We start from the raw sequence: 22,619 nt of genomic DNA on the forward strand, positions 1-22,619 counted from the left end.
ATATGAGTTGGTGAATGGATCAATTTGAGCGACGGACTTCACGAATATGTTGCCAGTGTTTTTATGTGATGATACCCCTGACCAAAGACATTCTTCCAATTGGAGCTACCTTGCCTCTGGCTTCTGATCCCCCGTTTCAGCCGGTCCGGTACCCTCGGTTGCAAACTTCTGGATCATCTCTTGGATGAGGGGGAAATAAGCCTCATAAATACTGCGCTTGCTCGCCGGAACATCCTCTTTCTCAAAACTATAAACATACAGCAGTGATTCGGTTACTTCCAACGCTTCACAGATACGCTTCAAAGTGTCCCTCTCGGGACGGGCACTATTGTTCTCAATCTGAGAAAGCGAAGGACGGCTGAGGCCCGCCTTTTCGGCAAGGGCCTCTTGCGTGAGACCGCGCCGTTTGCGGAGGGATTGTATGCTTTTGCCAAGATTCATGATAAAAGATGCTGAATATAAGACGCAACAGCTGCCAGACTGGCGAGAAATTGCGCTAATTTCTCAATAGTTTCAAATGTGTCGTTCTTTTCTATGGCCTGACAAAGTTCTCGCAACGCTTGTTGTTGTCTTTCGGAGAGCAGGGGATTTTTTTTGAGCTGTTCAAGCTCGGCGATGATTTCTGTGTTCGTCATACAATGACCAGATTTTAGGTAAATGATTCATTTTTGCTGTCACGGCTGGAAGGAAAGCAAGAAATTCATCATGGCCAGACTGGTCATCCATCTGTTTGAATAAGGTTCGGACGAGGTTGCGGAAATAACGGCGTTTATCACGGATAGGGCGCTTGGCAAAATACCGCTTCATGCGGCCGCGTTGCAGAAGAACGTGCAAAAATGGGAAGACCGGCGAAGACGGTGTTACAACACATTGATCCCATAGGCTGTTCGCGAAAGCATGTGCGCTCTCAAGATCCAGGAACTGGGTACTGACCAGCGGCGGAAAAAGATCCTCGGCGGAAGCAGCAAGTATGCCATCATGGTTTCCTGGATTTGCCACAAAGCTTTTGATCTCACCGAGGATGTTCTCAACCGCCGCCAGCTTTTTATGCTGCACTCGAATAATCTCGGCCGAGCTATCAATCAGGTATTCGTTCTTTATAAATGCGATATCTGAACGGATATGCTGGCGAATACCCTGGTAAAAATCTAACTTTGCCTGAGCGCCGAAGTAGCGCTCCAACCAAGTACGTTCAGCAGGACCTTCCAAGCACACTACAAACGGCAAGGAACGTACGTTATATCCGCGACGAAATGATGCAGAATAGGTTTGAAAAAGCTCATGAAAGCTTTCGTGTCGATAGTTTGCAATTTGATAAATAGCCGCAGAGGCATCGTAACCCGCGTAAAAGTCTGCTGTTTTGATTGGGCGGGAAGCGGAAGCCTCTTGATGGCTATAAATGGAGGGAGATGTAGCAGCAACGGCCAACGCCATCCCCGACGACAGTGCATTTTTGTGTCCGGGCCGTCGGCTAATCGGCCGACAGCTCTCCACAGCCTGTTCGATGGCAGAAGCCTTCGGACCAGCAACGGAAGTCAATATGGTGGTAACGTCTTTCAGAATACAAATGTAAGGTAAAACCTAACATAATAAAAATAAAAGTTTCGTTAAATCGAACTATGGCACCCAAGCACTGGGAACAGCCGCCCGCGGTGGTTGGCTTCGGGTTGGTCTTCGTATTTTCCAATGAGCACGTTTCAACTATTTTAAATATCAATTTGTTATATAGGGCAAGTCATATTAAATATAAAACCAATCCATTGAAAATGAAATACTTAATTGAAGCCAGCCGATTACAGGTAGGTGATATTGTTCTGGTAACGTGGGATGACCCCAAATCCGAAAAAATCCGGCGATTGGCAAACAGCGAGTTTTCTCATGCCATGGTTTACGTAGGGGGACACAGTTTTATTCATTCGAGCCTAAACGGTGTCGAAGCAAGCAATTGCCAAAGGATCTTACTGGATGGTCCTGGATCGGCCGCTGTGTATCGATGTGAACGGGCAACACAAGATCAAATTGATAGAATAGTTGAATTTGCACGCTCCAGAATTGGAATGGAATACTCATTGTCGGAGGCTAAGCAGTCGGTACGGGCAAACCCAGGCCCAACAAAGGAGGGCAACAGGGAATTCTGTACGCGCTTTGCGGCGCGCGCTCTTGAGGCAGCTGCTATTGCAATTGTAAACAACCCAGACTACTGCACTCCGAAAGATCTGGAAGAAACACCATTATTGAAAAGGATTGAAGGATGCATTCGAGAAGCGTCCCCTGAAGAATCTAAATTTGGCGATGAAGAATCGCCCATCTTAAATCGGCAGCAGACTGTCATTAACAGCATTCTGGCACAAGCACGCCAAGTAACCGAAATAGATATTCAAACCATTTCTCAAATGGAGCAACATTTAGAAGACCACCCCGAATACGATGCAGAATTTGATAGGATAGTAAAGGAATCGGGTTATTTGGATTTATGGAAATATGATCTTGAAAAGAATCCATATTATTACAGCATTGTTGAATTCGAAAAGACTGTTCCAGATAATCTAAAGGCAGAAGTAGCACGATTTCTCGCAAGGTTGGCGAGTGAGATGGAAACAAGATTCTCGACCGAATTACTTGCTTTCTCCAGTGCCCGGGCTGCGGGAGGACTAAAATACTTTGCCACCATATATAAGTTGAACCGCCGATTGGTTTCTTTGCAAAGGCAGCGTAGTGAAACGGCCTACACGGCTATGCAAAGATATGGTAGTTGATGTCAACATTGACTACATTCCGCGAGCAATCTCCAAGTCTTTTAAAGAAAACTATAGTATTTGCCAATGCTTGATAAGGGGTGAAGAAATTATCCTTCTCCAAGGTCACTCAACGTATAGGTCGCAGCGACAAACCGCTCAAGCGCCGGGTTTCTCCTTTCTTGCATTTTTAAAAGTACGTAATCTCGCAGGATGGCTGATCGTCGGTAGCGCTTCTTGTAAAATTTTGAGAAATAGTAATTTAACCATTCCAAATCAAACTGTCTATAGTCGAAATGGTCAATGTCTGTTAACCAAACGTAATAAAGCCCAAACATCGGCGCTTTTTCGATAAGCTCCTTGGGCAAGTTAAGATCAAAACACCAGCAAAAATTAATATACTGGTTTATGGTGCTGTTTGTGTAAAACGATTTAACAGCCATGTAGACACCCGGACCAGCTTCAAGAACAGTCAGCAGACGCGCCTTATATTGACGATCGTACGATTCCGCAGGCTCAACGATTCTGGCAAGACACGCGTGATAATAGCCGTCCGGCGTAAAAGACAGCTTAAGGATTTCCCGTGCAAAATCAGAAAGCAGATCTTTTTCTGGGCCGATTTCCAATCGCTCATACAAGTCGCAGAAATTTTCCCATTCCGGCGTGGATTTATTTGGATGCTGTTCGAGTAAGGCTCTCATGCCCGCACTTGTTTTCTGGCTTAACTTAATTGAAATATTCACCCTTTGCATTGTATAAACAAAAGAGGAGAGTGTTGAATCATCCCGAAGATTTGGATTGTCAAGTATTATTCCAAAGAGGGCATGATATTGGTCAATAGAAAGGTTTTGTCTTTGATTCCAGACGAAAAAGGCGATGCCAGTTTTAATCTGATACAAAAAAGAATGGGTCTGATTAGAGAGGAAGTTCAGAAGCGCGTTAAACAAAAGCGACGCTCCGTCAGCTGGCAACTGACACAGTGCGCAAACCACTAAGCCATTGTATAACCATCGATCAACTTGCTGAGAGAAAAATGGAGCCTCCCGTTCAAAAAACTCATAATAGCCGCTATAGAGGCGTTCATATCCGTCAAAGAGATGTGCGAGGGCTTCATAAACCGGCGGGCGATCGCCGTTTGGAATATAGGGAATATTGAAAAACTGGTGCTTATTAGCCCATCTTCTCAAGTCGTCCCCGTTTCCATATAATATCAGCTCATAACAAAAAGTATCGTTCCATTGTGGAAGTCTAGCCGTATGTAGGGCGTTACAAAACGGCGCAGTGATTAGCCCTTGAGCAAAGCCCCTGGCTAATATTTCAAATTCTCCGAATTCGTCAAAAAAAATGTAGTTCTCAGATAGAAATGTCGTCACTAAAAAGAACTGTTCAATCAACATTTCCGTGACCGTCGAATTACCCCAACTTTGCTGATCGTACAATCGCCGAATATCTTCCAAGGCGCCGCTGACTTTCAGCAATGGTTCATAGTGAAATTTTCTATAGTGGATGTATTCAATAATTTCAGTCGGGGCCGATTTGCAGCAGACATCCTTGACTCCTCCTAAATCGATGTTCCGGCAAATCTGCTCCAGGCGATCTACTTCAGGATCTCCCGGCGGGATTCTAGCTAATAGATGCTGGAGCAGACTCAGGTTAAAGTGAACGATATACCGTTGAACAGGCGAGAGCTGTAAAGAGCCTTCCCGAAGCTTAAGTAAGAGCAAGGCCGCTGATTTGTACTGCTGTGTTTTGTAGTAATAATAGGCGATAGCCATCATATTTTGAGGATCAGGTTCACCCTCGAAAGAACGCGACTCCCTTAGAAACTGCAACAAGCCAGGCAGATTCAAGGTATGAAAATATCGAAATGGTGTGGTATTGTCAGCAAAGCGCGCAATGAATTGAAAAGCGATGCTTTCCTGCAATTTAAAAGCAACGCGAAAGAGAAGATGACTGAAAAGAATTGAAAAAACCTGCCTCAAAGCTTCCTCATCTTCTCTTGAAAGAGGTGGATGCCCATTCAAATACGTGACCTCATCTTCGTCAATGCGGACTTGGATCAGGAGGTCGTACAATTCTTGATTATCCGTTATTAGGGTATATGGGCGGTGAAGACTGGCGTACGATGCATCCGTCAGAAAAGGATACTGTGCCATTAACAAATGGGGAGGCCACATAACACAAATGCCCTGTTGGTGCTGCAAATATGCGAGGACTTGCTGGATAATCGAAAGAGAACGGTCTACATTTACAGGTGTTGACTTACCCAATCGCTCGATTTCGGGTTGGCGAGTCCGTTCAGGAAATAGCCAAGCCTCAAGCTGATCGATTCCAGCGCTCACATCATTGAAAAAAAATATTGTCACTTCGGGACAAAACGCTAAACAATCCGGATGAATCGTCTGCTTTTCCTGTTGGCTTTTTGAATAGGCGCCTTGGTCATTGGATATGAAAAGTACCTGAGTCTGGTTCGATTGACGGATGTGGTCCAATGAATAGTAAAGAATCTCCGCGTCATTAAAATGATCCTTATGATTTTCCTGATGAAATGGCGCCTTCTTTTTACGACGCCAATCCAATATTCGGCTATCAAGATCATTGTACCGGTTAATTTTTACGGAATACTTTTCTAGAATCTCATCAAGCAACTGTACTCGGCCCTGCAGGCGTCTCTTGATTTCTTCGAATTCCTGATCCGAGAGCGTATTCTCTCTTGCAACAATTCCCTCAAACAGTCGAACAACCTTAGCCTTTTCCCTTTCCATTTTCCTTATAGCCGTCAAATGATTCTCTTTGTGTCTGACCCATTCTTCCTGCAATGCCTCTGGGTAAGCAACACAAACCATTCCTAGAGTAGTTACTTCTGCTAATAAATCTAATTTCGGATTCAGAAAATCGGGGTTGGCGAGTGCCTTTAGTGCGTTATTGTCTAATATTAGAAAAATTGGCATCGCCGGGGTGACCATTGTTTTTGTTCATGAAATTAAGCATTTTACGTTTCAAAAGGTTAGTATAAGGGAACTCGCAAAAGACTAAAATGGGGTAACGATTAATGCTACCCCATTGGCGGTATCTACCTGTTAAAACTGTGACCAGCAGCATAGCGAAAATTGCGGCGATGTCCCGATGTCGAATGCGCACAGCCTCTTCCACAGGCCAATAAGCCAACTAAAAGGCGGCTGTTGGCTTGATATAGCATATTGGAATCGGAGCATTTTTGAAAAAATATTAAGCTGTTTTTTAGTTATAGGCTCTTTTAAAATAAATCGGCCAAGACTCCTTTTGCGGCCCTAGCAGTTTGGGTTACACCGCCCGCAAGTCGACTATCTTGGCTTTCTGATTTTTGCCGGTGACGGATTTTAACGCGCCCTCCTGATCGAACAGCTTGCTCTTCACCTCCAGCATAGCCTCGCTGATCGCGGTCTTGTTGCACTTTACATAGATTTCCGCACTTTGTATAGAGTCCTGCCCCAGGATACGGGCGACTGTCTTGAGCTGGACGCCGTTGTTGTACAGCACCTCGTTGGCAAAATAGAACCGGGCCTTATGGGTCCGCAGGATGATCGATATTTTCTGCAGCTGCCCGATTTCTTTCAAGAGCTCGTTGTAGCACTTATTGGTGGGTACCGGGAACAGCCGTCCCCGGCGGTTGGCCTCCGGATTATCCTTGTATTTTTCGATCAACGCCAGCGGGATCGGCAGCAGGGGAACAGCTTCCTCGACGTCGGTCTTTTCGCGGTCCCGGGTGATCCATTGGTGGCCATCGTGGCCCATATGGATGTCCGATGGACTGAGCTTGTATAGGTCGATATAGGAGAACCCCGTAAAGCTGCTGAACACGTACAGGTCCCGGACCAGGTTGTGTTCCGGACTCCCAAACTCGGCGGCGATTAGGGCCTCCATCTCCTCGGGACGCAACCAGTCATGGTTGGGCTCCTCATACCGGCACTTAAAGTAGGCGAACACGTTGGCATGGGCCCAGCCCAGGCTCACCGTTCGGTTGATGGCTTCTTTGAGGGCCTGCACGTACTTCATGGCGGAGTTCTGGATCATCCCATGCTGGACCCTGTTGTACGTCAGGTATTCGCCGGCGAGCTTGAACTGGAGCTCGGCCATCGGGATATCCATGACCTGGAAACGATACTCCAAAAACTCCACCAGCCGTCGTTTGCGGCCCCACATCTTCTCCAGCGTGGTCCAGGAACGTTGTTCCACCAGGGTAAGCTGCAGGAAGTCCAGCAGGTATTCCTGGGTGGCCAGCAGGATGGTCTTTTCCCAATCGGGGTCATCAAAGATATCGTTAGCCTCCTTGCAAAAATGCTCGATGCGTTCCTTGAACGCAGCAAAGTCCCGGTCATATAGCGCCTGCTTCGTAGGGTGTACAGCATGGCCGGTATCAAAGACCCGAGCCCATTGCTTGCGGAACCGCAGGTATTCAAACAGCAGGTCATCCACCGCCAGGCTGAACTCGTAGTTTCGGAGACGTTGCGCTTTGAGCGCATTTTCCCGGTCATAGATCGTCTTAACCGGCGACGCATAGGCTGCGAATACCTTGTCGGGCGTGGCGACTGCTTCGGCCGCCTGCACGATGTCCGCATGCCGCAGGACATCGATCTCGAACTGGTTGAGTTTCTTGTTGAGTGCCGCCGCCTCGGGCGCCTCAGGTTTGAGGCGCTTAGCGTCTGCGTCCCAATGATCCGGCAGGCAACGCACCCCTTTGACGGAGCGCTCTCGGGGCACCCCATCGATGAGCAGGCGGGCATAAACGGGCACCGTTCCATCGGCATTGATCTTGTTGTTGCGGATGTAAAAGAGCAAGGTCTTTTTCTGTTGTACGTACATGCAAAAAAGTTGAAAGGTGAATAAAACCTCTTTCATCATCGATCGACGTTTCAGTGCCCTAGGGCACCGGAAGCAAGATAGGGCACCGAAAGGGGCACCGCAAAGGGCACCGCGCCGGTTGCTGCGAGTTGCTTCCAGATGCTGGAAAAATTTTCGAGAGAAAGCCTTGAAATGCTTGTCCAGTGCGGGTTATAAAAAAAGCGCCCTGACAATCAGTGCGCTTTTGGTAAAATACAGAAGGTCAAAAATCCTTCAAAAGTGACCCGGGCGGGATTCAAACCCACGACCACCTGCTTAGAAGGCAGGAGCTCTATTCAGCTGAGCTACCGGGTCGGAAATTCAAAAAAGGCCGGCCATCGCCATCACCTCAACGGCCGGCAAAAATAAAAAAAAATTAGATACCTTCGGCCAAAATCATCCATGGAGGTAAAGATCGAAGAAAGCTGGAAACAGGTCCTCAAAGCCGAATTCACAAAACCCTATTTTCTCCAGATCGTCCACCACCTCAAAACCGAAAGAGTCGCCGGCCGAACCATCTACCCCCCCGGCGGACTCATCTTCAACGCCTTCAACACAACCCCCTTCGATAAGGTCAAGATCGTCCTCCTGGGCCAGGACCCCTATCACGGCCCCGGCCAGGCCCACGGCCTCAGCTTCTCGGTCCAAAAAGGCGTCCCGCCACCACCCTCCCTCGTCAATATATTCAAAGAACTGCACTCCGACATCGGTATGCCCATCCCCAACCATGGCAACCTCACCCACTGGGCCGAACAAGGCGTCCTCCTCCTCAACGCCTCCCTCACCGTCCGTGCGAACGAACCTATGAGCCATGCCAAGATCGGCTGGGCAGAATTCACAGACTCGGTGATCGCAAAGGTCTCGGCACAAAAAGAACACACCGTCTTCCTCCTCTGGGGCAAGTTCGCCCAGGAAAAGCAATCCCTCGTTGACGAAACAAAACATCTTGTTCTCAAAGCCGCCCACCCCTCCCCCTTCAGCGCCGACAAAGGCTTCTTCGGCTGCAAACACTTCTCAAAAGCCAACGCCTGGCTGATGAGCAACGGCATCGACCCCGTCGACTGGATGCTGTAAGTGTGGCCAAAAGCCCCAAGACCCCTAAATTGCAGCATGAACCAATCTCGAAAAGGTATCTGGTCCCTCCTCGCACCCCTCTGGGCCGTCTGGGTCATCCTCCTCTTCATCACCACCATGCTCCTCGTCTTCCCCTTCTTCCTCGCCTTCTCCTACTTCCGCCCCGACCCGCAAAAAACACGGTCCTTCGCCAGCATGGCCCGTATCTGGATGGGGGTTTTCCTCCCCCTCGCCGGCGCCCCCCTCTCCGTCCGCGGCCGCGAAAAATTCGCGCCCGGCCAGACCTACATCGTTGTCTGTAATCACAACGCCCTGCTCGACGTGCCCATCTCCTACCCCGGCATCCCCGGCGGCAACAAGACCATCGCAAAGATCGAAATGGCCCGGATCCCCCTTTTCGGCATGATCTACAAGACAGGCTCCGTCCTCGTCGACCGCAAGGACGAGAACTCCCGCCGCGAGTCCTTCGCCAAAATGAAAGAAGCCCTCGATATGGGGCTCCACATGTGCATCTATCCCGAAGGCACCCGCAACAAGACAGGCGATCCCCTCAAATCCTTCCATGACGGCGCCTTCCGCCTCGCCCTCAGCACCGGCAAACCCATCCTCCCTGCCGTTATCTTCAACACCCGCAAGGTCATGCCCCCCGGCAAAAGCTTCTACTTCCGCCCCTCCCGGCTATACATGGAATTTCTCGACCCCATCACCCCGCAACCCGGCGACACGGTCGAAACCCTAAATCAACTCGTTTTTAAAACCATGTGGGAAAGATACACCGCCGGCCCGAATGAACGCCAATGACGCAGGCCGCAGACCAAGCCCCCGCAAACCAGGCCCGCCCCAAAGCGCAGCCTCCTACTGATCATAGAAATATTTCGTCCGGTTGATCTTCAGATCCTGCAAGATCCCCGCCTTCGGATTGATCGTAACATTAAAGTAGTGACTATACCCCACCGGCGTCACATTGATCGACATCTGCCAACAATGCAGATCCCGCGAGATATTCATCGTCAACGACTGCAGCTTGGTATATTTCAGATCATAATACCCGTTCAACCCGATCTTCCACTTGTCCGTCAGGTTGAAATCCCCGCTCCAGTTCAGGCTCGACGTGATAGTCGTCTGAAAACCGGTATAATCCGGTTTCTCGGAATTGGTGAAATTGAACGCCAGCGATAAGTTCAATGACCACGGGATGTTGAAGTCGGCATACTGCGCCGAATTGTTCCGTATATAGTTCAGCTGCGCCTGCTGCTCTTCCATCGTCATCGGCATCTGCCCCTGCGCATTCAGCAGCTGCTGCTTCTGCTGGTCCAGCTTGGCGTCCTTGGGCTTGCTCTTGAAGCTCGTCGAGATAGCCAGGTTCCCATTCGTGATCCGCCCCAGCGAAAGCTTCTTGGCGTCCCACGCATATTTGTTGATGTCGAACCCCATGGAATCCGTCTGGTAGGGATCGAGGCTCGCCCCGCCGGTAATATTGATCGTACCAAACAGGGTGCTCCGGAAGTAGAAGGTGATCGGCGAGAGCTTGAACGAATCGGCCAGGTAATTATAGCTCCCATTGAACCCGAACCCATCGATCAGCGTGACCTTCTTCGAACCCGAGCTGCTCGTATCGGATTTGTTGCGCAGCTTGATCTCGATATGGTTGTCCAGTCCGAAGCTGATCCCGCCGAATCGCCCCTCGCCAAAAGGCCCATAGGTGCTTCCGTCAAAATAAGACACCCGCTGGACATGGGTCAGCTTGGCCTTGCCCGCCGTCGTGTCATAAGGGGTCGTCAGGTTATAATAGTAGGGTCCGGATAGATCCGGCTTATAGCTGATGCTCACCGTCGGCCGGATCACATGCCGGATACCCATCAGGTTGCTGTTGCGCCCGAATCCCTGGAAGGTTCCAAAGATGGCCGTGGCAAGGCTCAGACTGAAGGACATATCGTTCGCATAGAAAACCCCCTTCTGCAGGGAGACGGTGTCGACCCGGTTCGTCACAGGGTCATATTTCCGGAAGAGCTTCCGGGAATACAGCCGGTTCTGGAAGCTCACGCCCGGCGATACCTGGACCGGGCCCTTCAACGGTAGCGCCAGGCTGATCGGGATACTGTTCTGCGCGCCCCATTGGAACGTATCGACCAGCCGTTTCAGGCTGAACAGGGAGTCGGCAAAGCTCGCCCCTCCCGAGATCGTGCTGCTCAGACCGACACCGAACTTCTCATACCACTTCGGCGTCCCCACAAAAGTGCTTTTCGCAAACGGATAGATCGTGGGAGCAGTGAAGGCGATATTCGGCATGCTCACGTTGATGACCTTTGTCGAATTGTTCTGGTTGTGCGTACCACTCACCGTCAGGTTGTATTTCCCATCCCAGGTCTTTGAATAGGTCACCGATGAGCTCAACTGGTTGGTGTAGTTGGCAGTCGGATTGTTCAACAGGTACTGGTTGTATTTTGTCGAAGCCACATTGACGTTGGCGCTGAAATTGGTCCCCGGCCTCGCTTTCTGGTCCATCTGGTGACTCCAGTTGAAGCTGAATGTCCTCGACTCGGTAAAGGCATCCTTGCCCGCATCGGCAAGCAACTTGGTATTCTGGAGCGCGAAGTTCATCGTCCCGCTATAATGATAGCGGACCCTGTACTCGGGTGTGATATAGAGGTTCCAGCCGCCATAGGAATACAGGTTCGTCCGGATGATCGCGTCCAGGTTATCGCTGAACACCTTGTAATATCCCAGCCCTTCCAGCCCCAGACCGGCCTGGTCGTTGGCCGTGAACTGCGGAGGGAGCAGTCCCGAATGGCGGCCCGTAGTGAGCGGGAAGAATCCGAACGGCAGGTAGATCGGCAACGGAACCCCTTCGAACTCGGGATGGATCGGCCCCGTGACGGCAAATTTCTTGTTCACCACTTTCATCTTGTTCGTCCGGAAGGCAAAGTGCGGAGTGTCCAGGTTACAGGTGGTGAATACCCCCTTCCAGCCGAAGTATTCCTCCGGCGTTATCTTCTTCATCGTTTTCGCATGGACGAACATCTCCCCGCTATTGGTGATCGTATTCTGGGTGATCCCCTTCTGTGTTTTTATGTTGTATACGATCGAATCTGCGGTCATCGTATTATCCGCCTGCACCATTTTGGGAATGCCCATCGTCTTTCCCGCCGTATCCGTTCCCGGCCGGGCGATCACGACATTCCGGTCCTGGTCATACACGATATGATCCGCCGTCAGGTCACTCCCGCTGTACTTCGCCTCGGCCTTCGAATACAACGTCATGTCCCGGGTCGGAACGATCAGGACGATCGAGTCCGATGCCTTATATTCGATGTTGCCGGAGAGAGTATCCTTGGAGATCACGTAGTCCGGAGTATCGACCCGCCGGGCAGCGAGCATCGAATCGGCCACCCGAAGCACCGTATCCCTTACCACGATCTGCGCCCGGGGGGGCAGCTTCGCCCTCGGTCCAACCGTATCAGCCCTCTGAATTGTTACATTTTTGCAAAAACGGACGAACCCCGGATAATTTGCTGGACTATTGAACGTTACTGAAAAGAAACAAGCAGTAAAAATCAATGTCAGTAAATATTTTGAACTAATTTTGCGTCCGTTATTGTTCATATAGGTGTAAAACGAATAGTTCTCGGGCGTGCGGTGACAAAAATAGCCATATCTCCCATAAGAATGTGTGAAGATTGAAGCGAAATGGCGAAAATAACTTAACTATGTTTAAAAAGACGGCCACTTTGTTAACGCTCTGTGGAATAATGGTTGGCTTCACGTCTTTTGTCCGGATACCGCCGCCGCAAATGCCCTTGCTCCGTACCGTTGTGATCGATCCGGGTCACGGGGGTTTCGATCCCGGCACCCATGGTCTCATCACAAAAGAAAAAGATATCGCCCTGGCCATTTCCCTGCAATTAGGGAAAATGCTGCAGCAAGCTCACCCCGGCCTGAAGATCGTCTACACCCGGACGACCGATATCATGCCCGGTAACAAGCCCAATGTGCTGGAAGGCATCCGCTACCGCGCGGAGCTCGCCAACCGTTCCGGCGGCGATCTCTTCATCTGCATACACTGCAATGCAACGCGTCAACCCGCCGGCAGCTACCCGGTGAAACGGCTGGTCCGCTATCGCATTACCGGCAAAGGCGCGCATAAAAGATCCATCCCGGTGTACTCGACGACCTGGGTCAGGAATACGGTTCACGGCACAGCCTGCTATATCTGGAAGGCCGACCGCAACGTCAACAAGAGCGACGCCATCAGCCGGAGGGAAGAACTGCTCGACGGCGAGAACATGGGGGATAGCACCGGAACGGCGTTCGATCTGACCACCCCGGAAGCGCGGATGCGGTCCCTGCTCTATGAAAAAAAATATTTCGGCAACAGTACCCTTTTCGGCACCCTTGTTGAGCGGGAATTTGTCCGAACGGGCCGGCGCAGCGAAGGACTGGTCCAACGGCAGGAAGGTATCGGGGTGCTGCAGGCGACGGGAATGCCCAGCGTACTGATAGAAACGGGCTACCTCACCAACAAAGAGGAAGAACGCTATCTCGCCGGCCGCAAAGGCCAGGCCGAAGTAGCCCGGAATATCGCCGCCGCCTTTAAACATTATAAGGACCAGGTGGAAGGCCGCGAAAAGCGAGCCGATAACTGAGAATGATATGAAGTGGTATAACCTATCGACAATCTTACTTCAGGGCGCCATCTACACCGCCCTGACCGCATTCAGCGCGGGTGGCCCAAAGCTCCCCCACCCGACCCAGCGCGCTGCCGTACGCACCATAATAATTGACCCGGGCCATGGCGGATTCGACACCGGCACAAAAGGACTCCAGATCGCCGAAAAAGAAGTTGCCCTCGACGTCGGCATGAAACTCGGCAAGCTCATCGAAGAGACCTGGCCCGATGTCAAGGTCGTTTATACGCGAACGACAGACGTTATGCCCGGCGGCGGCTCCACGATCGCCTCCGGCCTCAACTACCGCGCCGAGCTCGCCAATAAGTCCAGGGGTGACATCTTCATCGCCCTGCACTGCGACAACGACGGCCACCCCGCCGGCCCCTTCACGGTACGCCGGATCGTCGGCCATAGATACGCCGGCAAAGGAAAACGACGCCGTCGCGTGCCCATCTACGAAAGCTATACCGGCCACCATACCCGTAAAGGAACCGAGACCTTCATCTGGAAAGCCGACCGCGCCGGCTTCAAAGGCAGCGCTATCAACGAAATAGGCGAAGGCGAGGTAACCGACAGCGCCGGCGAGACCGAATCCGACAGCCTGGCCTTCGACATGAATTCGCCGGAAGCCCGCATTCGCGCCCAGCTTTACGAAAAGAAATATTTCGCCAACTCCGCCCTCTTCGCCACCCTCGTAGAGGACGAATTTTCCAAGGCAGGCCGCGCAAGCGAAGGTGTCTTCCAGCGGGACGCAGGCATCCGGGTTCTCCAGGCAACAGGCATGCCCAGCGTACTGATCGAAATGGGCTTTCTGTCCAATGTCGAAGAAGAGCAGTACCTGATCAGCGAAGATGGACAGAACGAAATAGCCCGGAACATCATGGACGCACTCCGGCGGTACAAAGCCACTCTCGAAAGCCATGCCACAAACTAAAGTTAAAGCTGACCGGCAGGGATACAAGCAGCCTGCCGATCCATTAAATACTCTATATTTGTCGCATGAAGATATCCAACGAAACAAAGGTCGGTGTGATGGCGGTCGTCGCCCTAGCCGCCCTTATCCTCGGATTTAACTACCTGAAAGGCAGCGCCCTCTTCCAGCATACCAAAAAACTCTACGCCAAATTCGACAACGTCGAAGGCCTCGACGTCTCCAACCCCGTCCAGGTCAACGGCCTCACCATCGGTAACGTCACCGCCATAAACGAATCCGATAAAGACCTCTCCCAGGGAGTGGTCGCCACCATCACACTGAAAAAGGATGTGCGCCTCCCCGACAACTCCATTGCCATGATCAACTCGAGCCTGCTCGGCACATCCACGATCACCATCACCAAGGGGTACAGCAACAAATTCCTCGAGAACGGCGACACCATCGAAACAAAACAAAAACCCAACCTCCTCTCCCAGGTGCAGGCCAATATCGATCCCGTCATCGTTAAGCTCGCAGGCACCCTCACCTCCCTGGATAGCCTCGTCCAGGTCGTCGGGACCATGTTCGACCCCCGCACAAAAAATAATTTCAGCACCATCGTCGCCAACCTCGCCGCCTCTTCCGCCGAACTCCAAAAGATGCTCAACGACCAGACAGGCGCCCTGGCCCAGTCACTCAGAAACCTCAGCCAGTTCACGGCCAACCTGAACAAAAGCAACGAGCATATCTCCAGCACCATGGACAATGTGGACAAGACCACCGCCCACCTCGCCGCCGCAAAGATCCCCGAAGCCGTCGACGGCCTGAACGCCACCATCGGCGATCTGAAAGCGACCATCCAAAAACTCAACAGCAGCAACGGCACCGTCGGCCTGCTGCTCAATGACAAAAGACTTTACAACTCTCTCGAATCCACCACCCGCAGCCTCAATACCCTGTTGGACGACTTCCGGGTCCATCCCAAACGATACGTCAATATCTCGGTATTCGGGAAAAAAGACAAGACCGGGCCGCTGATGGCCCCCGTCATCGACTCCACGTCGAAACCCAACAAATAACAGGATGAAACCAGCCATTGCCGTTGCCGCCCTCCTGGGCTGTTTCCTGCTGAGCGTCAGCGCCCGGGCTCAGGCTGGAAGGGTCGAGTTCCGATCTTCCAAAAGCGACACCGTCAAACCCGTAGACATCCTCAACAACGACTCCTACCGATACGACGCCACCGACACCGCCAACCCCTTCCAGACCCTGGTAGGACATGTCAGGCTCCGGCAAGGGACCACGATCATCGAATGCGACAGCCTGATCATGCATCCCAAGGCGGACTATATGGACTGCTTCGGGAATGTCCATATCAACGACAACGATTCCGTAGACATCTATTCCGATCACCTGAACTATCAGCCGGGAAAAAAGATGCTCTATTTCTTCAACAATGTCAAGCTCTCCGACCACAAAAGCGTTCTGACCACCGAAACCCTGATCTACGATCTTGCCCAACATATCGGTATCTATAACAAAGGCGGAAAGATCGTCAGCAAGGAATCGGTCCTCACCAGCGATAGCGGCGTCTACCATGAAGAAACAAAGGACATCCATTTCTACCAGAACGTCAAATTAAGGGACCCGCAGTACGACCTCTCCGCCGACTCCCTCCGCTATAATACCCAGACCCAGATCTCCACCTTCATCACCGAGACCTTCATCCAGTTCAAAGACAGCAGCAAACGAACGGTGAGAACCCGGGAAGGCTTCTACGACCTGAAGAACAAAAAAGCCCAGTTTGGCAAGCGGCCGGTCATGACCGAAGGTAGCCAGAAACTCACGGGAGACAGCGTCCAAATGGATGATAGCACGGGAATAGCAACGGCCATCGGCAAAGCCATCTATACCGACACCGCCCAGGGAATAAAGCTGATGGCCGACAAGATGATCAACGACAAAAAAAAGAATACCTTCCTGGCGACCCAGCGACCGCTGATGATCCTCAAACAGGACAAGGGCGATTCTCTCTATGTCACCGCCGACACCCTCATGTCCCTCCGCCTCGTGGACTTCGAGGCCCAGCAAAAGGTTCTCGCACACCAGGATAGCCTCCATCGCATCTATACCGACAGCATCGAAAAAGTGCAGGCCGACAGCCTCCACCGGGTGGCCCTGGCAAGGGCAGCCCGCGACTCCATCGCCGCACTCAAGGCGCCTCCCGCCGTCAACGACACCGCCGCAAACGATACGATACAGGTAAAAGACCTCAGCGACAGCCTTCATCGCAATACGGACAGCCTTAAACAAGGCCCGGACAGCCTGAAACAAGGCCTGGACAGCCTTCATCATCTTCAGGCCAACGACACCGTTGGCGGCAAGCCCCGCGCCCCCGGCGATACCATCGGGAAAAAACACCTCAGCGCCGCCGACAGCGCCAAAGCCGCCCGTCCGCCCACCGCGAAAGAATTGCGCCGTCAACAGCGGGCAAAGGAAAAAGCGGCCCGCCAGGCCATACGCGACTCGATATCCGATATCAAAGAAAGAGCCCGCGAACGGGCCGATAGCCTGAAAGCGCGACAAAAAACCATCAAGGACAGCCTCATCATCCGCCAGCAGGATATCGCCGACAGCATCGCCGGGGTCAAATCCCGCGAACGGGCCCGAAAACGAGACAGTATCGAGAAAATCCGGCAGGCAGCCGTCAACGACAGCCTGAGACAGGTCGCCCATGCCGACAGCATCCGCCATAACAATTTCATCGACAGTTTGGTGCGCGTGGGCCTGGTCGACAGCGCCAACGCCATCCGAAGACAGGATAGCCTGAAACTGGCGGCCCGGACACGGCGCCCGCCGCCAAAAGATACCGTCGAAGCCCCGCTGCCCGGTCACGAGGCCGACTCCATTGCCCGAATACCGACAAAGGACACCACCCTCCGCTTCGTCATCGGCTTCCATCACGTCCGCATCTTCTCGGACTCCCTGCAGGCAGTCGCGGACAGCCTCTACTATTCGTCCAAGGACAGCGTCTTCCGCCTCTACTATAATCCCGTCGCCTGGGGCAGCGGCAATTACCAGATCAGCGGGGATACCATGTATGTCTACACGAAGAACAAAAAGGCCCAGCGCTTGTACGTCTTCGAAAATGCCCTGGCCATCAATAAAATGACCCGGACATTCTACAACCAACTGAAGGGAACCACCATCAACGTCTTTTTCAAAGGCGGAGAGATCGACTATATCCGGGCAAAGGGGAACTCCGAAAGCATCTATTATGTGCAGGATGAAAAGAAGGCCTATACCGGCGTCAATAGATCCCACGCCGATATCATCGATATGATGTTCTCGCCAAAATACGATTCCGCCGGTAAGCCCAACGGCAAGGAATTGAACCGGGTCGTCCTGCGCAACGATGCGGAAGGGACGATGTTTCCCATCAAACATGTCAACTTCGATGACATGGTCCTCCGCGGTTTCAAATGGCAGGAAGACCGGCGGCCAAAGAGCAAGCAGGAGCTGTTCGAAGAGGTGAAACGCAAGCAGGAAGAGGATTTTGACGACAGCGAAACACCCATCACAACACCGCCTCCCCCGAAACATTAACATACTCTTAGGTCCGCCGCCAGGCGGCCCTTTAAACCATCTACTTTAAGAAACTTCTAACAAGCAGCATTCAATATCGCCGCCGAAGGCGGCGTTCCTCAAAAAATACACCATGCGCACCATCGTCATCAGTGTTCTCCTGCTGGTAGCCAGCAGCTGCATCAATCGCCTGTCCGCACAGGATTACAAGCTGGCGATGGGCGTCCGGTTCAGCTCCGCCTCCCCTACCCTCAGCAACTCCTTCAGCGTAAAATATTTCATGGATGAAACAAACGCAATCGAAGGGCTTATCTCCTTCGGCACCCGGTTCGGCATCGGCGGCCTCTATGAACGTCACCAGCTGATCGGGGGCACCCCAGCCTTCACCTGGTTCTGGGGACTCGGCGGCTACGTAGGCTGGCAGGATAACAACACCTTCCTCGGACCCACCGGCGCCATCGGCCTCGACTACAAATTCGCCAACGCCCCCCTTAACCTTTCCATCGACTGGAAACCCGAACTCGACATCCTCCCCAATATCAACTTCGTTCCCGATGCCTTCGGCATCACCGCCCGCTACACGTTCGGCAGATAACCGATAAAACCGCAAAAAACAGCTCCTCAACCAGCATCGGATCGCCCGCCCGCGCTTACACCCGCATATTTCCGCATGAATGATGCGTTTTTTTGCACATTTTAATCCACCATTGCGTTTTTTTGCAGTTTTTTAGCTTACTTTAGCCCGCCAAGGCCGAAGAAGGACGGCCCATGCTACCAAAACTTAACTGTCCGCATCATGCTCAAGCAAGAGAGACAAGCCTATATTTTACACCAGGTGAACCTCCATAACCAGGTCCTCTCTGCCAGCCTCAGCACCCAACTCGACGTATCAGAAGACACCATTCGCCGCGATCTGCAGGAACTGGCCGACGGCCGCAAACTGATCAAAGTCCACGGCGGCGCCCTATCCCTTCCTTATAGCGATCTCCGCCACCCATCCACCCCCATCTACGCTCATACGCAGAAAAAGCTCATCGCCGCAAAAGCCGCCGCCCTCATCCAAAACGATATGTTCATCACAACCACAGGGGGAACCACGCTGATCGAACTCGCCCGCCATATTCCTAAAGATCTCAAGGCCACCTTCATCTCCGGCAGCCTCCCGGTAGCCCTGGAATATTGTCAACATCCCCTCATCGACGTGATCCTGATCGGGGATAAGGTTTCCAAGAACAGCCGCTTCACCGTAGGCGGCGAAGCCGTCGCCCGCATCCGCCAGATAAAGGCCGACATCTGCTTCCTGGGCGTCAACGCCATCGACATCCAGCAAGGCATCACCGACAACGATTGGGAAGTGGTGCAGGTAAAAAAGGCCATGATCGAGTCGGCCCGCAAAGTCATCTGCCTCACGATTTCCGAAAAGATCAACTCCGTCCAGCCCTTTCTTGTTTGCCCGGTCGAAGACCTTGATATGCTCATCACCGAACTGCCGCCCGGCGACCCCTTACTCGAACCCTATCGGAAAAAAGGCATCGAAATCATCTGATCCCGACCACACTGCTCAATCCCCAAATACCTATATAAATTTTTAAAAAAACCAAAATGTAAAAAAATGAGAAATTGGAAGCTTTTTAGTTTGATCATGTTTGTTATTCTCAGCATGATCACAAACGGCGGGATGGCTCAAACGGTTCCCATCACCGGAACCGTGCTTTCAGAGGACGGTACACCGCTGGCCGGTGTAACAGTCTCCGTAAGCGGCACAAACCGCGCAACCGTTACGGATAACAACGGCAAATTCACGATCGATGCAGGCAAGAAAGGGATGTTGCAATTTAGCTCTATCGGCTATACCGCACAAACGCTGAAAGCCGCAGCCGGCATGCAGGTACGTCTTGTAAAAGGCGAATCCGCCCAGATGGGTGATGTTGTCGTCACAGCGTTGGGCATCAGAAAGGAACGAAAGGCATTGGGCTACTCGGTGACCGAATTGAATGCCGATGAACTGATGAAAAACAAAAACACGAACGTCATCAACTCCATGGCGGGTAAAGTGCCCGGTGTCAATATCACGCAGTTCAGCGGTTCGGCGGGCGCCGGCGCCTCCATCACCATCCGCGGTGGCAACTCCACATCGGAAGGCAGGCAAAACCAACCGCTGTTTGTTATCGATGGGGTTATCTACGATAACACAACCACAGTCACCGGCAACACGGGTACCGATGGTTTATCCCGTAGTAATACGACATTTTCCAATCGTGTCATGGATATCAACCCCGAAGACGTCGCGACCATGTCGGTGTTGAAAGGCGCCGCGGCAGCTGCCTTGTACGGCTCGAGAGCAGCCGACGGTGTGGTTATTATCACCACCAAAAAAGGGGCAGAAGGCGCCTTAACGGTAAGCGCTGCGAGCAAGGTCAGCACTTCCTCCGCTGACAAGCTACCCACGGTGCAATCCTTATTCGGTCCCGGCCTGCTTTCCAATAACGGTGTTTTAAATACGACTACCTATAACGCCTGGGGACCGCCAATTCCCGCCGATAGCGCGAAATATGACAATATCGGTCATTTTTTCCGGCATGGCATCGTCTATGATAACAACGTAAACGTTTCCGGTGGAACCAAAAACGGCTCCTTCTTCCTTTCCGGATCCAATTTCAAACAGGAAGGTATCGTTCCCAAAACAGATTATGAGAAGACCACTTTTCGTTTCAATGGCGAACAACGCTTCGGCCGCCTTACGGTGAATGCAAATGTAGCCTACTCCATTGCAGATATCGACAGAACGTTAACGACAGCCGGATTATATGGCAGCGGCGTCGGAAGTATGCAGGCCCTGTACAGCTTTCCGACAACATACAATATGAAAAATTACCTGAACCCCGACGGAACACAAAACCGGATCTACGGTGGAACAGTCGCTTTGCAGGACGACAGAGACAACCCTTACTGGATTATCAATAAAGACAAACTTACATCCGAAACCAAAAGGATCACCGGGGCCATCGGCGCCAGCTATAAGATCGCCAGCTGGTGGGATGTCACCGCACGTTTGGGGTATGACCAGTACGGCACCAACGACTATACCTATGTCGCCCCGGGATCCGCCCTGGCCCCGCTGTATCAAAACGGACGTCTGAGCAAAGATCTCTATAACTACACGTATACCACGACAACCGTGATGACGACTCTTCACAAGACGTTCTTCAACGATTTCGATGCGCACCTGATGCTGGGAAATACAACGGAAAATACAAACAGCGTCACCCAGAATCTTTGGGGATATGCCTTTATCGTACCCGGCACCATCAGTTTCAATAATATCGCAACAACCAATAAATTCTTTACCGACGCAACGGTAAGAAGGCGTTTGGTAGGGAATTATGGCGAAGCCGGCATCAACTATAAAAGCATCGCATTTCTTACGGTAACCGGCCGTAACGACCAGTCATCGACTTTGGCGATAAAAAACAACTCCTATTTCTATCCTTCCGTAAGCGGTTCGCTTGTGTTTACGGAACTGATGCCCAGAAGCAATATTCTCTCTTTCGGAAAAGTCCGGGGCAGCTGGGCAAGAGTCGGTAAAGACGGAAATCCGTATGCGACGAATACTTATGAAAATCCCGCCATCAGCATTGGCTCCTACATCGGCGTGGGTAACCAGTACTATGCCGGCAACCCAAATCTGAAACCTGAGATACAGAATTCCTGGGAAGTGGGAACGGAGCTGCGATTCCTGAATGGCCGTATCAACCTGGACTATACTTATTATCGTAGCCAGACGAATAACCAGATCGGGCAGCCCCGTCTGGCCCAATCCGGCGGATTTATTTTCAGTACCCTCAATTCCGGTTCGGTAATTAACAAGGGAATGGAAATATCGCTTTCCGGTAAAGCAATTGCGACAAGGGATTTTAGCTGGGATGTGATCCTGAATTACTCCTACAACAGAGGCAGATTGGGAGCGTTCATTCCGGGCGTGGCCTATTTTTACCCGACAGACGCTCAATTCGGAACAATAAAGGCAGCATCCATTCCCAACGGGGGTTATTTTCTCGGCATGACCGGTACGCCTTTTTACAGGCAATTCGATGCAAAAGGAAAAGAGATACCCAACGGGCGCTACCAGGTGGATCCTACGACCGGGTTCTATAAAGTCAATACCACCGGTACCGCCGTTGTAGGCAACCGGGAACCGGATTTCATCGGCGGCTTTAGCAACACTCTCCGTTATAAAAACCTTTCATTCTCATTCCTGCTCGACATTCGCAAAGGCGGAGCCGTTTATAATGGCACCGAGTATTACCTGGTTCAAAACGGCTTAAGCAAAAGAACCCTGCAGAACGGTCGCCAGTCGGTTACCGTGAGCGGCGTTAACAGCGTCACCGGCGCCGACTTTAACCAGACCTACACCGCAGGTCAGAACTATACTATCGGCTCCACAACATACGCCGGCGCCTACATGATCCAGCAATATTGGCAAAACTACGCAGTCAACCCCTATAATTTTATCACCTCGGTAAACTGGCTGAAACTGCGTTCGGTGTCGCTGAGCTATGACTTCACCAGCTTGTTTAAGGGTCAAAAAATCTTCAAAAACCTGTCGGCAACTGCCGTGGGCACCAATTTGTTCACATGGACGAATTACAGCGGAATGGATCCCGAAGTAAGTGCCGCAGGAGGAACAGGCGGTTCAGGCTCTCAGGGTATCGATTACCTCGGCGTACCCGCCGTAAGAACGATCACATTCGGGATAAACGCTTCATTTTAATCAACGGAAAAAAGTAA

At 51.7% G+C, this 22,619-nt stretch carries 16 protein-coding genes and 1 tRNA gene; 10 read left to right on the forward strand and 7 right to left on the reverse strand.

Translation table 11 applies throughout. The features are described 5' to 3' along the window. Window positions 1–105: 105 nt before the first annotated feature. The 3 genes from VHE34_RS21305 to VHE34_RS21315 are packed head-to-tail and all read right to left on the reverse strand — an operon-like array spanning window position 106 to window position 1,434. On the reverse strand, window positions 106–441 hold the full coding sequence (locus VHE34_RS21305) for a helix-turn-helix transcriptional regulator (RefSeq protein ID WP_325591640.1): 336 nt from the start codon (window positions 439–441) through the stop codon (window positions 106–108). Next, window positions 438–635 (reverse strand): hypothetical protein, encoded by a 198-nt coding sequence (locus VHE34_RS21310; protein ID WP_325591642.1) that lies wholly within the window; start codon window positions 633–635, stop codon window positions 438–440. Before VHE34_RS21310 ends, VHE34_RS21305 begins: the two co-directional genes overlap by 4 nt. After that, window positions 604–1,434 carry a hypothetical protein gene (locus VHE34_RS21315; protein ID WP_325591644.1) on the reverse strand — a complete coding sequence of 277 codons (831 nt, stop codon included), beginning with the start codon at window positions 1,432–1,434 and terminating at the stop codon, window positions 604–606. Before VHE34_RS21315 ends, VHE34_RS21310 begins: the two co-directional genes overlap by 32 nt. 185 nt (window positions 1,435–1,619) lie before the next feature. On the opposite strand from VHE34_RS21315, the gene VHE34_RS21320 reads away from it, so the two are divergent. Further along, complete coding sequence (locus tag VHE34_RS21320) at window positions 1,620–2,756, forward strand: YiiX/YebB-like N1pC/P60 family cysteine hydrolase (RefSeq protein WP_325591646.1); 1,137 nt, start codon at window positions 1,620–1,622, stop codon at window positions 2,754–2,756. A gap of 89 nt (window positions 2,757–2,845) precedes the next feature. On the opposite strand, the gene VHE34_RS21325 is transcribed toward VHE34_RS21320, so the two are convergent. The 3 genes from VHE34_RS21325 to VHE34_RS21335 form a co-directional block, all read right to left on the reverse strand. Next, window positions 2,846–5,701, reverse strand: coding sequence for a PIN domain-containing protein (locus VHE34_RS21325; RefSeq protein ID WP_325591648.1), 2,856 nt, complete (start codon window positions 5,699–5,701; stop codon window positions 2,846–2,848). A gap of 337 nt (window positions 5,702–6,038) precedes the next feature. Then, entirely contained in the window at window positions 6,039–7,577 is a 1,539-nt protein-coding gene (locus tag VHE34_RS21330) for a site-specific integrase (protein WP_325591650.1), read from the reverse strand. 259 nt (window positions 7,578–7,836) lie between these two features. Next, window positions 7,837–7,910, reverse strand: a tRNA-Arg gene (locus VHE34_RS21335). An 87-nt stretch (window positions 7,911–7,997) separates the two neighbouring features. Between VHE34_RS21335 and ung the strand changes: the two genes are divergently transcribed. Both ung and VHE34_RS21345 read left to right on the forward strand, forming a co-directional pair. Then, entirely contained in the window at window positions 7,998–8,669 is a 672-nt protein-coding gene (gene ung, locus VHE34_RS21340; RefSeq protein ID WP_325591652.1) for a uracil-DNA glycosylase, read from the forward strand. Window positions 8,670–8,705: 36 nt separating this feature from the next. Then, the gene (locus tag VHE34_RS21345; RefSeq protein WP_325591654.1) at window positions 8,706–9,470 is read left to right on the forward strand and encodes a lysophospholipid acyltransferase family protein; all 765 of its coding nucleotides are present in this window, start codon (window positions 8,706–8,708) and stop codon (window positions 9,468–9,470) included. Between the two features lie 54 nt (window positions 9,471–9,524). Here VHE34_RS21345 and VHE34_RS21350 read toward each other — a convergent pair whose 3' ends face one another. Then, window positions 9,525–12,083, reverse strand: coding sequence for a putative LPS assembly protein LptD (locus VHE34_RS21350; protein ID WP_325591656.1), 2,559 nt, complete (start codon window positions 12,081–12,083; stop codon window positions 9,525–9,527). A gap of 293 nt (window positions 12,084–12,376) precedes the next feature. Between VHE34_RS21350 and VHE34_RS21355 the strand changes: the two genes are divergently transcribed. From VHE34_RS21355 to VHE34_RS21385, 7 genes are all read left to right on the forward strand, one after another. Continuing rightward, complete coding sequence (locus tag VHE34_RS21355) at window positions 12,377–13,312, forward strand: N-acetylmuramoyl-L-alanine amidase (RefSeq protein ID WP_325591658.1); 936 nt, start codon at window positions 12,377–12,379, stop codon at window positions 13,310–13,312. A gap of 7 nt (window positions 13,313–13,319) precedes the next feature. After that, a complete protein-coding gene (locus VHE34_RS21360; protein WP_325591661.1) occupies window positions 13,320–14,270 on the forward strand; it encodes an N-acetylmuramoyl-L-alanine amidase in 951 nt (316 codons plus the stop codon). Window positions 14,271–14,335: 65 nt separating this feature from the next. After that, window positions 14,336–15,328 (forward strand): MlaD family protein, encoded by a 993-nt coding sequence (locus tag VHE34_RS21365; protein WP_325591663.1) that lies wholly within the window; start codon window positions 14,336–14,338, stop codon window positions 15,326–15,328. Between the two features lie 4 nt (window positions 15,329–15,332). Continuing rightward, entirely contained in the window at window positions 15,333–17,852 is a 2,520-nt protein-coding gene (locus VHE34_RS21370) for an OstA-like protein (protein ID WP_325591665.1), read from the forward strand. A 112-nt stretch (window positions 17,853–17,964) separates the two neighbouring features. Beyond that, a complete protein-coding gene (locus VHE34_RS21375) occupies window positions 17,965–18,426 on the forward strand; it encodes a hypothetical protein (protein WP_325591667.1) in 462 nt (153 codons plus the stop codon). A gap of 201 nt (window positions 18,427–18,627) precedes the next feature. Beyond that, window positions 18,628–19,377, forward strand: a complete 750-nt coding sequence (locus tag VHE34_RS21380; protein WP_325591669.1) for a DeoR/GlpR family DNA-binding transcription regulator — start codon at window positions 18,628–18,630, stop codon at window positions 19,375–19,377. A 66-nt stretch (window positions 19,378–19,443) separates the two neighbouring features. After that, a complete protein-coding gene (locus tag VHE34_RS21385; RefSeq protein WP_325591671.1) occupies window positions 19,444–22,602 on the forward strand; it encodes a SusC/RagA family TonB-linked outer membrane protein in 3,159 nt (1,052 codons plus the stop codon). Window positions 22,603–22,619: the final 17 nt, after the last annotated feature.

The sequence above is a fragment of the Puia sp. genome (assembly GCF_035546395.1).
Classification (GTDB): Bacteria; Bacteroidota; Bacteroidia; order Chitinophagales; family Chitinophagaceae; genus Puia.

Coding starts and splice junctions, on each gene's coding strand:
- VHE34_RS21370 (WP_325591665.1), top strand. CDS start 15,333: ATGAAACCAGCCATTGCCGTTGCCGCCCTCCTGGGCTGTTTCCTGCTG.
- VHE34_RS21310 (WP_325591642.1), bottom strand. CDS start 635: ATGACGAACACAGAAATCATCGCCGAGCTTGAACAGCTCAAAAAAAAT.
- VHE34_RS21320 (WP_325591646.1), top strand. CDS start 1,620: ATGGCACCCAAGCACTGGGAACAGCCGCCCGCGGTGGTTGGCTTCGGG.
- VHE34_RS21385 (WP_325591671.1), top strand. CDS start 19,444: ATGAGAAATTGGAAGCTTTTTAGTTTGATCATGTTTGTTATTCTCAGC.
- VHE34_RS21325 (WP_325591648.1), bottom strand. CDS start 5,701: ATGGTCACCCCGGCGATGCCAATTTTTCTAATATTAGACAATAACGCA.
- VHE34_RS21345 (WP_325591654.1), top strand. CDS start 8,706: ATGAACCAATCTCGAAAAGGTATCTGGTCCCTCCTCGCACCCCTCTGG.
- VHE34_RS21305 (WP_325591640.1), bottom strand. CDS start 441: ATGAATCTTGGCAAAAGCATACAATCCCTCCGCAAACGGCGCGGTCTC.
- VHE34_RS21330 (WP_325591650.1), bottom strand. CDS start 7,577: ATGTACGTACAACAGAAAAAGACCTTGCTCTTTTACATCCGCAACAAC.
- VHE34_RS21365 (WP_325591663.1), top strand. CDS start 14,336: ATGAAGATATCCAACGAAACAAAGGTCGGTGTGATGGCGGTCGTCGCC.
- VHE34_RS21360 (WP_325591661.1), top strand. CDS start 13,320: ATGAAGTGGTATAACCTATCGACAATCTTACTTCAGGGCGCCATCTAC.
- VHE34_RS21380 (WP_325591669.1), top strand. CDS start 18,628: ATGCTCAAGCAAGAGAGACAAGCCTATATTTTACACCAGGTGAACCTC.
- VHE34_RS21315 (WP_325591644.1), bottom strand. CDS start 1,434: ATGGCGTTGGCCGTTGCTGCTACATCTCCCTCCATTTATAGCCATCAA.
- VHE34_RS21355 (WP_325591658.1), top strand. CDS start 12,377: ATGTTTAAAAAGACGGCCACTTTGTTAACGCTCTGTGGAATAATGGTT.
- ung (WP_325591652.1), top strand. CDS start 7,998: ATGGAGGTAAAGATCGAAGAAAGCTGGAAACAGGTCCTCAAAGCCGAA.
- VHE34_RS21375 (WP_325591667.1), top strand. CDS start 17,965: ATGCGCACCATCGTCATCAGTGTTCTCCTGCTGGTAGCCAGCAGCTGC.